The organism is Klebsiella sp. ME-303 (assembly GCF_007910085.1).
GTDB classification, from domain to species: Bacteria; Pseudomonadota; Gammaproteobacteria; order Enterobacterales; family Enterobacteriaceae; genus Klebsiella; species Klebsiella michiganensis.
Genome location: NZ_VOJB01000057.1, coordinates 177875 through 190286 on the forward strand (window position 1 = coordinate 177875; position 12412 = coordinate 190286).

A 12412-nucleotide genomic window follows, 5' to 3' on the forward strand; every position below is an offset into this window, starting at 1 on the left:
CTCAGGGAGGCAGCGGCCTTCGAATCGTAACTTCGGCTCTGTTCATGTTTATACAGAGTGAAGTCGTACAGGAGATAACAACTTCATGAAAGATATCGCCAATTCCGCCTCACATAACGGGAACTCGACCGCACCGGTCGATGAAATATTACCCGTTACGCAAATGATTCTTTATGGGCTACAGCACGTGCTGGTGATGTACGCGGGCGCCGTGGCGGTTCCGCTCGTTGTGGGTAATGCGGTAGGGCTCCCGCCGGAGCACATTATTTTACTGATCAGCGCCGACCTGTTTATCTGCGGCGCGGCCACCATCGTGCAGTCGCTGGGGGTCGGTAAGTGGCTCGGCTGTCGGCTGCCGCTTATCCAGGGCTGTACCTTCGCCGCGCTGATCCCGATGGTGTTGATCGGTAAGGAGTACGGGATCGGCGGTATTTCCGGGGCGGTGATCGTGTCCGGTATTTTTATCCTCTGCTGCGCGCCGTGGATTAGCAAGCTCATCCGCTTCTTTCCCAAGGTGGTGATGGGCAGCATCGTCACGCTTATCGGCATGTCTATTATGCCGGTGGCAGGCGGGTGGATTGGCGGCGGGAGCAGCGAAATGAGCGGCTTTGGCGCCCCCTTCTCGCTGCTGATGGCGGCAATCACGCTGGTGATTATTCTCAATATTTACACCTTTGCCTCCGGCGTCGTGAAAAACACGTCGGTGCTGATCGGTCTTATCATCGGCACCGTACTCTGGAGCTGCTTTAAGCCTCTCGACTTTAGCCTCGTCCACGCCACACCCTGGCTCCATCTGCCGACCCTGATGCCCTTCGCCAAACCTGAATTTCATATTATCCCCGTCGCCCTGCTGTCGATGGTGATGGTGGTGGTGATGGTGGAAACCATGTCCTCGATGATGGCCACCGGGGATATTGTCGGGAAAAAGGTGGACGCGAAGATGCTGCGCAACGGCCTCAACACCTGCGGTATCGCGACCACTATCTGCGGCTTCTTCAATCTGTTTCCCTACGCCGCCTTCGCGCAGAACGTCGGCCTGATCGGTTTAACCGGGGTGCGCAGCCGTTTTGTGGTGTCGGTCTCCGGCATCATTCTGATTCTGATGGGTGTGTTCTCGAGGATGGCGGCGCTGGTGGTGCTGATACCGAAACCGATCCTCGGCGGCGCGGGCATTGTCATGTTCGGTATGGTGGCGGTGTCCGGTATTCGTACCCTGGGACAGGTCAACTACCGCAACAATAATAACGGTATGGTGGTGGCATTAACGCTCGGCCTCGGCATGATGCCGGTGCTGGTGCCCAATCTGTTTACCCAGTTTCCGCCGATGGTTCAGCTGTTTCTGCACAGCGGGATTACGATTGGCACCCTGACGGCTATCGTCGCCAACCTCACCCTCAACGGCAGCGTGCCATTCCGCGTTAACCACGAAACGCCGGTCCCCGATCCGGCCCCGCCAAGCTCGGCGGCGCGCAACATGGCCGTCAGAACCGTCAGAATGTGGCTCCTGCTGCGCAAAGTTCAGAAGGAGAGACAGCCTGAAGAAGCGCAGGAGGGGTAATGATGCTCACCAGACTCCTGTTTGCCTTGATCACCCTGCTGCTGCTGGCGATACCCATCGTGCAGCAGGGTATCGCGCAGGGCCTGAACGGCCGTTTTAGCTATGCCCTGCTGTTCTAAGTTTAAGGACCACTGCTATGAAAAAAGTCACGACCGTCTGCCCCTACTGCGCCTCCGGCTGCAAAATGCAGCTCACGGTAGAAGAGGGAAAAATTACCCGCGCCGACGCTGCGATGGGGAAAAATAATCAGGGCACCCTGTGCCTGAAGGGCTACTACGGCTGGGATTTTATTGACGACCCGCAGATCCTCACCCCGCGCCTGAAAACCCCGATGATCCGCCGCCGGCGCGGCGGTAAGCTGGAGTCCGTCTCCTGGGAGGAAGCGCTCGATTACGTGGCAAACCGCCTCAGCGACATAAAAGCGAAGTACGGGCCGGATGCGATTCAGACCACCGGATCTTCGCGCGCCACCGGCAATGAAACCAACTACATCATGCAAAAATTTGCGCGCGCCGTTATTGGTACCAATAACGTCGACTGCTGCGCACGCGTCTGACACGGCCCTTCGGTTGCAGGTCTGCACCAGTCGGTCGGCAACGGCGCGATGAGTAATGCCATCACCGAGATCGATAATACCGATCTGGTGTTTATTTTCGGCTATAACCCGGCGGATTCGCACCCGATCGTGGCGAATCACATCCTCAATGCCAAACGCAACGGGGCCAAAATCATCGTCTGCGATCCGCGTAAAATCGAAACCGCGCGCATCGCCGACCTGCATCTGGCGCTGAAAAACGGCTCCAACATTGCGCTGCTCAACGCCATCGGGCAGGTGATTATCGAAGAAGATCTCTACGATAAATCCTTCGTCGCCGGGCGTTCCGAAGGCTTCGAAGCGTATCGCAACATCGTCGAAGGCTATACGCCGGAGTCGGTGGAAGCCATCACCGGCATCAGCGCCAGGCAGATTCGCGAATGCGCGCGGCTGTACGCCAGCGCCGGAAACGCCATGATTCTGTGGGGGATGGGCGTAACCCAGTTCTGGCAGGGCGTCGAAACGGTGCGTTCCCTGACCAGCCTGGCGATCCTCACCGGCAACCTGGGGAAACCGCACGTCGGCGTCAATCCGGTGCGCGGCCAGAACAACGTCCAGGGCGCCTGCGATATGGGCGCGCTGCCGGACACCTATCCCGGCTATCAGTACGTGAAATTCCCGGAAAACCGGGAGAAGTTCGCCAACGCCTGGGGCGTTGAGAGCCTGCCGGAGAACCCTGGCTACCGCATCAGCGAGCTGCCGCACCGCGTGGCGCACGGCGAAGTGCGGGCGGCTTACATTATGGGGGAAGATCCGCTCCAGACCGACGCCGAGCTTTCCGCCGTACGTCAGGCCTTCGAAGAGATGGAGCTGGTTATCGTCCAGGATATCTTTATGACCAAAACCGCCGCGGCGGCCGATGTGATTCTGCCCTCGACCTCGTGGGGCGAGCATGAGGGCGTCTATACCGCAGCGGATCGCGGCTTCCAGCGCTTTTTCAAGGCGGTGGAGCCGAAGTGGGATCTGAAGACCGACTGGCAAATCATCTGCGAAATCGCCACCCGGATGGGGTATCCAATGAAGTACGACAACACGCAGCAGATCTGGGATGAACTCCGCCATCTGTGCCCCAACTTCTTCGGCGCGACCTACGAGAAGATGGGAGAACTGGGCTACGTGCAGTGGCCGTGCCGCGACGAGTCGGAGGCGGACCAGGGCACTTCGTATCTGTTTGCGGAACGGTTCTCCACGCCGAACGGGCTGGCGCAGTTCTTCACCTGCGAATGGCAGGCGCCGGTCGATAAGCTGAGCGATGCCTATCCGCTGGTGCTCTCCACGGTGCGCGAGGTGGGCCACTACTCCTGCCGTTCGATGACCGGCAACTGCGCTGCGCTGGCCAAACTGGCGGACGAACCGGGCTACATCCAGATCAACACCGCCGACGCCAAACGGCTCGGCATTGAGGACGAAGAGCTGGTGTGGGTTAACTCGCGCAAAGGCAAGGTGATCTCCCGGGCGAAAATCAGCGACAGGCCGAATAAAGGGGCGGTCTACATGACCTATCAGTGGTGGATTGGCGCCTGCAACGAGCTGGTCACCGAGAATCTCAGCCCGATAACCAAAACCCCGGAGTACAAGTACTGCGCCGTTAACGTTGAGCGTATTGCCGATCAGCGAGCCGCCGAACGGTACGTCAGTGAGGAATACAGCCAGTTGAAAGCCCGTCTGCGCGAAAGCGCCGCGGGGTAAAAAATATCGCCCCGGCGCTGTGCGCTCCGGGGCGATATTGTCTTTTCTTCTTCCCTCCGCCAGCGCTAACCGACGGCGGCCAGATCTTTGCGGCAGCGGCGCGCGACCTCAAGATACTGCTGCGGAGTGTCAACATCCCAGTGAATCCCCTGATTCGCCACGGGGATAACGCGCGCCGCCATCTGACCGATAACGTCCCGCAGGGTGGCCCCTTGCGGCGCGCGACGAATCAGAGAAATCGCCCGCTGGGGCAGAAGAACCGGATGGCCTTTACCGCGATCGTAGGCCGGTATAATGCAGCTCCCGGCGTCGGCGTTGGCCCACAGCCGGCGGTAGACGCCCGGCGTGACCTCCGGCATATCGCCCAGCGCCAGAAAGAAACGCGAAGCGCGAATATGGCCTACCCCGCACTGAATAGAAGAGAACATACCGTCCTGATATTGCGGGTTAAAGACCACCTCAACGCCCGGATGATCCCGATAGCACGCGGCCAGTTCGTCGCCGCGAAACCCCGTCACCAGCACCACCCGATCGCAGAACGCCAGGGCGCTGGCAAGGGCGCTATCGAGAATCGTTCCCTCGCCCCACGGCATCATCATTTTCCATTTGCCCATCCGGCTGGAGAGCCCGGCGGCCAGCATAACGCACTGTTTATCCTTTTTTTTGCTCATCGTCATCCTCCCCCTGAAGCCGAATACAACGCCGCCGTCGGCTGGCGACGGCGGCGCTTGCGGCGATCAGGATTTCAGCACCGCTTTAATCGAGGTAATGATCGGCTGATATCCCGTACAGCGGCAGATATTCCCCTCCAGCGCCTCTTTCAGCTCATCGTCGCTGGGGGCCGGGTTGGCATCCAGCAGCGCCTTGGCGCTCATCAACACGCCGGGCGTGCAGAAGCCGCACTGAACGCCGCCGTGACGAATAAAGGCGTTCTGCAATTTTTTACCGACCGGATCGTGATGCAGCGCTTCGACGGTAGTGACCTCCGCCCCGTTGCACTGGGCGGCCAGCAGCAGGCAGGAGCAGACGGATTTGCCGTCCATAATCACGGTGCAGGCTCCGCACTCGCCCACCGAGCAGCCCTCTTTGGTGCCGGTGAGCTTCAGCTCCTCGCGCAGAAAATCGATCAGGCGGACATTGTCTTTCACATCGCGGGCAATGCGGATGCCATTCACTTTTAGCTCAATATGGTTCATGTTCATGGCTCCTTATTTTTTCTGCTCTGTCATAACTTCCTGCAGCATCTGCCGGAACATATCGATAAATACGGGGACTTTATAAGGCGCAGACCAGCGTCCGCCGATGGCTTTTTCTACCTTGTCGTGCAGTACCCCGGCCGCATAGTCAATGGCGGCGGCGTCTAACGCCTTCCCGGTGAGCGCCTGCTCAACCTCAGTCAACCGCTGCGGTTTGGCCATCAGCGCGCCATCCACCAGACGGCACAGGCGAACCACGCCCTTATCGACCATAAACTGCCCGGTTAAGCTCTGGCGCGTAATGTTCAACGCATTGCGCCGGCCAAGCTGCAGATAGCGATTGATCAGCGGCTGCTGCGTCGGCGCCGGCAGGATAAAGCGGACAACCAGCTCATCGGGCTCAAGAAGGGTGCGATAGCCGCCCACGACAAATTCGCTGACCGGCATCCGGCGCGTTCCGCGCGCGCTGCGCAGCTCTACTTCCGCATCGTAGATAATGAGCGGCGGCATGGAGTCCGCGCACGGGGCGGCGTTGACGATATTGCCGCCGATCGTTGCCCGGTTGCGCAGCTGCAGGGAGCCGACGGTTTTACAGGCCGTAACCAGTAGCGGATAGCGCTGCTGAATCAACGGATGCTTAACCAGGTCGGTAAAGCAGACGCCGGAGCCAATGGAGATCCCGCCCTCAACGTCAAAAATCTCTTTCAGCTCCGCCAGTCCGGCAATGTTGACAAGCGGCACCTCGCCGGACAGCATCCGGGCCTGCACCAGCACATCGGTGCCGCCGGCAATAGGCATTGCCCCCTTCCCGTCCATCAGCGTCAGGGCCTCTTTCAGGGTTTGCGGGACGCTCAGCGACAGGGTGTTGAGGCGGTGAACCTGTTTCTTATCGCCAGACTCCAGCATCTGCTCGCTCTGGCGCTCCGGCTTCTTGAGGTTATAACCCAGGCGAACCTGCTCGAGGGTCAGCGGCAGGGTCCGGTTGGGGCGGTCGATGGCGAAGCTCACCGCGTTATTGAGAGCCGCAGCGCCCAGTTCAAGTACCGGTTCGCCGATAACTTTCGCCCCCATCGGGCCCGCTTTATCGTAGTTTTCCACCGCAATGATATCGATGTGCGGCATATCCTTGATGGTCGGCAGCAGATAGGTATCGAAGTTTTCCGATTTCACCACGCCGTGCTCGGTGTTGAAATCCTCGAGCATGCCGTAGCCGATCATCCCCTGCAGCACGCCGCCGTAGACCTGGCCGCTAAAACCAACCGGGTTAATGACTTTACCGACATCGTGGGTGGCGACGACGTTATTGACGGTGATTTTGCCGGTGCGCATATCCACCGCCACGTCGGCCAGCTGGCAGCCGTACACCCAGGTGAAATAGGGGCTGCCGCAGCCCTTCTCTTCATCCCAGTGAATATTCGGCGCCACGTGCCAGCCGTAGGCGGAGAGGTTTGCCCCGGTAGCCCGGGTCATATCGCACACCTGCTGGAAGCTGAGGCTCAGCTCCGGGCTGTGGCGGTTGAACACCTTGCCATTTTGCCAGGCGATATCGTCGATGCTCTGCGCTTTCAGCGTTTCCCTGACGGCGTCCGCCATGCGTTGTTTAATTTTGTTCGCCGCGCTCAGAATCGCCTGTCCGCCCATCAGGGTACCGCGCGAAGCGACCGTTGAGCCGCCGTCGGCGATCATCGCGGTGGCCGGTTCGCTAAACATCACCCGGTCGAGCCCAATACCAAAGGCTTCCGCCGCCAGCAGCGACATGGTGGTCTGCAGCCCCTGCCCGTTCTCGGATACCGAGGTGGAGATGTTCACGCTGGCGTCGGCATTCACCTGAATCAGCGCCGAGGACGCATCCAGCCCCTCGGCCCCCAGAGAGCAGCCGCGATGGCTCAGCGCGAAGCCAATCCCGTAGCGGATCGGGCCGCCTTCCGCGTTAAGCTTTTTGTAGTGCTCGCGTTTGGCCTCGTATTCGGCCTTGAGCAGCGTCTTCTCCAGCACCTCCCGCGCGGAGACGGTATGCTCGCTGAAGACCTGCCCGGCCATGCTGGTATCGCCCTGCTTGAGAATATTGCGCAGGCGGAACTCAACGGGCGACAGGCCCAGTTCGCCCGCCACGTCATCCATCAGCGATTCGTTGGCGAAAATGACCTGCGGCGCGCCGTAGCCGCGGTAGGCCGAGGTATAGTTGTTGTTGGTGTAAACGCCCACCAGATCGACGCGTACGTTAGGGATGTTGTAGGGGCCCGCCGCCTGCACGGAACTGCGCCAGGTGACAAACACCGTCTGGCCGCAGTAGCTGCCGCCATCGGCGATAATGTCGATTTTAATCGCCTGAATGCGCGCGTCGTCGTCCACGCCAATGCGGTATTTCATCTTATAAGGATGGCGCTTGTAGCTCTCGCGCATCGACTGTTCGCGGTTATAAGAGATCTTAACCGGCCGCCCGGTCAGGTGCACCAGCAGCGCCGCGCGGCAGGAGACGTTATCGATAATGTCATCTTTACCGCCGAAGGAGCCGCCGAGGACGGAGCGCTTAATGTTGACCTTCGCCTGGGGCAGGTCGAGATATTTGGCAATCACCGCCCGGGTGCGGTGAGCGTTCTGAATCGACCCTTCGATGGTCATGATCTGTTCATTATTGTCCAGGTAGGCGGTAATCGATTCCGGCTCAATATAGCCGTGCTCCTGGAACCCCACCTCATACTCACGTTCGAAGATATGGCTGGAGGCGGCAAAACCGGCATCAATATCGCCCTTCGCCGTGTGGTGGCGATTGATGATATTGCTATCGAGTTCGCTGTGAATAAGGCGCGCCCCGGGCTTCATCGCCTCTTCCGGGGAGGTAATCGGCTCCCACGGGGTGTAGGTGATTTTGATTTTATCGACGGCGATGCAGGCTGCCTCGTAGGTTTCCGCCGCCACTACGGCAACCACGTCGCCGCGGTAGGCGATCTCCTTGTCGATAATCGGCGGATGATCGGGAACAATCGCTCCCAGCTTGCGCTGACCGGGGATATCGTTCCAGGTGGCAATACGCACGACGCCGGGCACTTTTTCCGCCTCCGACAGGTCGAGCGCATCGATGCGCCCGGCAGGAATATCCACGTAGCGACAAACGCCATACAGCATATTGTTCATAATAATGTCATCGCCGTAGACCGCTTTACCCGTCACCTTGGCGAGCCCGTCTACGCGGGGCACCTCACTGCCAACTAGCAATGTATCCATATTTTTCAGTCTCCACTCACAAAGAAAGATAACGGATTAAAGCAATGGCTATGCCACCTATAAATAAAGGGTTATTTGAGGCTGAGTTATGTGAGGCGTATCTAAAAATAGCGGCCGGTTAAAGAATAAAAAGCGCATGAGGTCGCCGCTGATTATCAAAACGAGAGCATGCGTATCACTATGATAATTGGCGGTTCTCAATTGTGTTTCCAGGGTGACGCCAGCGGTGCATCCGCAGCTCCTGCCGCCGCCGGGCATTGAGCGCAACCGTCACCCTGCGGCAAAACGCGTATCGAGGTGATGAAGCTTTTTGACGCCCCCCGATTTCGAATAAAAAATAAAACAGACGCAATAATGAAATTTAAATTTCATAAATGAACATGTTAACAAATGTGATATATATCATAATTTTAACAATTCATTTTCCTGCCACCGGGCCACCCCCCCGTAAACAATCCTAAAAATTGCCATATATATCAATTAATTATAAAAATAGCCATTCTATACACAAGGCTGTTACACATGACCCACAAAACCAAACCGAAATAAAACTTTCAAAATGTGATCTGTTTGTATTTTTATTTCACTTATAGCGGTAATAATCATCTCTCACTAAACGCACTCTGCCCGCCTTGATGGCGCAGCAGAAATCCTAACCCCCCGGAGGATGCAATGAAGGAAGTGAGATCAGGACTTATCCGAACCGTTTATATTGGCCCGCCCCTTTTCCACCCTCACGCTACCGGGGACTTTCTGAACGTCAACCACCCCGGAGGCCCCAGCCCCGCATCTACCGATGATTCATCATTAATCAAAAAGAAACCTCTTTGATCGGTTTTATTTAGCGCATAGCAATCGCGCTAAATAGTTGCACTAAGAACAAAAAAACATTTCATCCCGGCCGTGCTTCGCCAGGCGCAAAGGCATGCCGTGACGGGGATGGGATGACACGTTTTTATCTCGTGCCGTTAATCAAAACAAAAGGTATAAAAATGTCTCTTATTATGAATCTGAACCTACAGCAGAGAAAACGATTACACCAGATAACCCTGGTTGCGACATTTGGCGGCCTGCTATTCGGTTATGACACCGGCGTTATTAATGGCGCATTTTCCTCTCTGAAACAATATATGGCCCTGACCCCGACTACCGAAGGTCTGGTCATGAGCGTATTGCTGATCGGCGCCGCGTTAGGTAGCGTATTCGGGGGAAAATTCGCGGACTTCTTTGGCAGAAGAAAGTACCTGCTCTTTTTATCCTTCATCTTTTTCATCGGCGCATTAATGTCCGCTCTGGCGCCGGATATCACCGTACTGCTTATTTCACGTTTCATCCTCGGCTATGCCGTGGGTGGCGCCTCGGTGACCGCCCCCACCTTTATTTCCGAAGTGGCGCCAACCGAAATGCGCGGTAAACTGACCGGCTTAAACGAAGTCGCCATTGTTATCGGGCAGCTCGCCGCATTTGCCATCAACGCCATTATTGGCATCCTCTGGGGCCATCTCCCCGACGTCTGGCGCTATATGCTGATGGTGCAGACCATTCCCGCCATCTGCCTGTTTATCGGTATGCTGCGATCGCCGGAAAGCCCGCGCTGGCTGATCAGTAAAAACCGTCATGAAGAAGCGCTGGAAATATTAAAGCAAATCCGCCCTCTGGAACGCGCAACCAAAGAATTCAACGATATCACCACCTTAATTAAGGCCGAAGCGGACAAAAAGCTTCATGCGCAGAACGCCTTTGTCACCATTCTCCAGACGCCATGGATTTTCAAACTCCTGCTGGTGGGCGTCATTTGGGCGGCGCTGCAGCAGACCACCGGGGTCAACGTCATTATGTACTACGGTACTGAGATCCTCAGCAGCGCCGGATTCTCAGAAAGAACCTCCCTCATCTGCAACGTACTCAATGGCGTGTTCTCCGTCGGCGGCATGCTATTTGGCGTGCTGTACCTCGTCGATCGTTTTAAACGTAAAACCATCATTATTTATGGTTTCGCGATCATGGCTACCCTGCACCTTATCATTGCCGGCGTAGACTACACGCTGGTCGGCGACATCAAAGCCACGGCCATCTGGCTGCTCGGCGCGATGTTCGTTGGCGTTATGCAGGGAACGATGGGCTTTATCACCTGGGTGGTGCTGGCTGAGCTGTTCCCGCTCAAGTTCCGCGGACTGTCGATGGGCATATCGGTATTTTTCATGTGGGTGATGAACGCCATCGTCAGCTATCTGTTCCCATTATTGCAGGCCAAGCTCGGGTTAGGTCCGGTATTCCTGATTTTTGCCGCGATTAACTACCTGGCGATTGTTTTTGTCATCGCGGCGCTGCCTGAAACGTCCAATAAATCGCTGGAGCAGCTGGAAGAGGAGCTTTCAGCAAATAAATCTGCAGCGGGATTCAATACGGCCACTAAGGAAAACGGATTATGATCGATACTATTACGCAGGATAATCTCCATCTGTCGTGCCGGGCGAAAAATAAAGCAGAAGTCCTGGCCATGATTGGCGCGGACTTTAAGTCCAGAGGGTACGTCAGCGAAGATTGCGTGGCGTTTCTTGCTGAAAGAGAGCGTCAGGTCTCCACCTTTTTAGGCAATGGCATTACGCTGCCGCACCTGCCTAAATCAGCCACCAGCATCATTGTCAAAACGGGGGTGGAGATTTATCAATTCCCTGACGGCGTGATCTGGGACAGAAATAACGTCATGTTTATTGCCATTGGCGTGATTGCTAAAGAGAGCGAGCACATCGATGTGCTGAGAGAGGTGGCGTCGATCTTTAGCGATGAAGTCATCGCCAGAGCGCTGTCGTTGATTGCTAATAAAGAGGATTTTTTAAGGATCCTCCAGCAGAATCACTAAGCACGGCTATCTCCCGATAGTCGCCCGATGAAAGCCTGCTTGCGCGCAGGCTTTTTGCTTATTCAGGATGGACGTAGCGATTAGCTGCCTTTATAGGTGGAGTAACCATACTGGCTGAGCAGCAGTGGAATATGCAGCTTTTCATTGGTGCGCGTGACGGTGAAGAGAACCGGGATCTCGGGGAAAAACGAGGCCAGTTTCTGTTTGCTGAAGTCATCGCCGGTTTTGAAGGTCACTTTATAAATCCCCGGCTGCATATCCCCTTCAGCTGGATAGAGCGATTTAATACGACCATCGTTGTCGGTGACGCCGGTGGCCAGCGCTGTCCATTTATTCGCCTGCTGTTTTTCAAGGGTGACCGTCACGCCCGATGAAGGCAGACCCGTCTGCTGATTGAGAATATGTACGCTGAGCGTCCCGACGGGGGCGCTAAATGCGGCTGGAGCCACAGACATAGCAGATAACAGAATCAGACTGGATAATTTTTTCACGATGTTTTCCCGTTGTGAATAATAACGTTCAAACGTTAGCACCTGGGCTGCTAAAATATATTCAACTTTTTGTGATAATCGCCTTAACGGAAGCAGGACGAGGAAAATAGCGAGCAGGGCAACAGCCCATTCGAAGTGATAGAATTATCTGAATATAAGGTGCATCGCTGGGGCGTGAATAAAGGCCCGCGCGCTTGCGCTATACTTATTTTCCTCCGCGTTCACAAAAGGAATTCATATGAAGATATGGCCAGTTCTGACGGGTGTGGCTATCGCCCTGACGCTTGTCGCCTGTAAATCCCCCACTCCGCCCAAGGGGGTCCAGCCGATAAATAACTTTGACGCAAGCCGTTATCTGGGGAAATGGTATGAGGTTGCCCGGCTCGAAAATCGTTTTGAACGCGGCCTGGAGCGGGTTACCGCAACGTATGGTCAGCGCAGCGATGGCGGTATCAGCGTGGTTAACCGCGGTTACGATCCGCGGAAACAGAAATGGAGCGAGAGCGAAGGTAAAGCGTATTTTACCGCGGCGCCAACCACCGCCGCGCTGAAAGTCTCCTTCTTTGGCCCGTTTTACGGCGGCTACAACGTGATCGCCCTGGATAGCCAGTATCAGTATGCGCTGGTCAGCGGTCCCGATCGCGGCTATCTGTGGATCCTGTCGCGCACGCCGACCATCCCGGAATCCATTAAGCAGGAGTATCTGCGCATCGCGCGGGATCTCGGCTTCCCGGTAGAAAAATTAGTCTGGGTGAACCACGGGTAACAGGCTGAATCCACACTATCTTCAGCGAA

At 56.3% G+C, this 12412-nt stretch carries 8 protein-coding genes and 1 pseudogene; 5 read left to right on the forward strand and 4 right to left on the reverse strand.

Features of this window, described 5'->3' with window-relative positions:
* The first annotated feature begins 85 nt into the window (after positions 1-85).
* Both FQK12_RS04245 and fdhF read left to right on the forward strand, forming a co-directional pair.
* Complete coding sequence (locus FQK12_RS04245) at positions 86-1558, forward strand: nucleobase:cation symporter-2 family protein (RefSeq protein ID WP_014229771.1); 1473 nt, start codon at positions 86-88, stop codon at positions 1556-1558.
* Positions 1559-1694: 136 nt separating this feature from the next.
* Positions 1695-3842, forward strand: a complete 2148-nt coding sequence (gene fdhF / locus FQK12_RS04250) for a formate dehydrogenase subunit alpha (RefSeq protein ID WP_077598877.1) — start codon at positions 1695-1697, stop codon at positions 3840-3842.
* A gap of 65 nt (positions 3843-3907) precedes the next feature.
* Here the strand turns inward: fdhF and FQK12_RS04255 are convergent, their stop codons facing one another.
* The 3 genes from FQK12_RS04255 to FQK12_RS04265 form a co-directional block, all read right to left on the reverse strand.
* Positions 3908-4513, reverse strand: coding sequence for an NTP transferase domain-containing protein (locus FQK12_RS04255; protein WP_014229774.1), 606 nt, complete (start codon positions 4511-4513; stop codon positions 3908-3910).
* Positions 4514-4579: 66 nt separating this feature from the next.
* The gene (locus FQK12_RS04260; RefSeq protein ID WP_009651983.1) at positions 4580-5038 is read right to left on the reverse strand and encodes a (2Fe-2S)-binding protein; all 459 of its coding nucleotides are present in this window, start codon (positions 5036-5038) and stop codon (positions 4580-4582) included.
* Positions 5039-5050: 12 nt separating this feature from the next.
* On the reverse strand, positions 5051-8263 hold the full coding sequence (locus FQK12_RS04265) for a molybdopterin cofactor-binding domain-containing protein (protein WP_014229775.1): 3213 nt from the start codon (positions 8261-8263) through the stop codon (positions 5051-5053).
* A 992-nt stretch (positions 8264-9255) separates the two neighbouring features.
* Here FQK12_RS04265 and FQK12_RS04270 point away from each other — a divergent pair.
* Both FQK12_RS04270 and FQK12_RS04275 read left to right on the forward strand, forming a co-directional pair.
* Positions 9256-10717 (forward strand): annotated as a pseudogene (locus tag FQK12_RS04270) (sugar porter family MFS transporter).
* A complete protein-coding gene (locus FQK12_RS04275; protein ID WP_004851939.1) occupies positions 10692-11126 on the forward strand; it encodes a PTS sugar transporter subunit IIA in 435 nt (144 codons plus the stop codon). Before FQK12_RS04270 ends, FQK12_RS04275 begins: the two are co-directional and overlap by 26 nt.
* Before the next feature lie 80 nt (positions 11127-11206).
* Here the strand turns inward: FQK12_RS04275 and uraH are convergent, their stop codons facing one another.
* Complete coding sequence (uraH, locus tag FQK12_RS04280; protein ID WP_029946983.1) at positions 11207-11581, reverse strand: hydroxyisourate hydrolase; 375 nt, start codon at positions 11579-11581, stop codon at positions 11207-11209.
* Between the two features lie 274 nt (positions 11582-11855).
* Between uraH and FQK12_RS04285 the strand changes: the two genes are divergently transcribed.
* Positions 11856-12383 (forward strand): lipocalin family protein, encoded by a 528-nt coding sequence (locus tag FQK12_RS04285; protein ID WP_014229778.1) that lies wholly within the window; start codon positions 11856-11858, stop codon positions 12381-12383.
* Positions 12384-12412 lie beyond the last annotated feature (29 nt).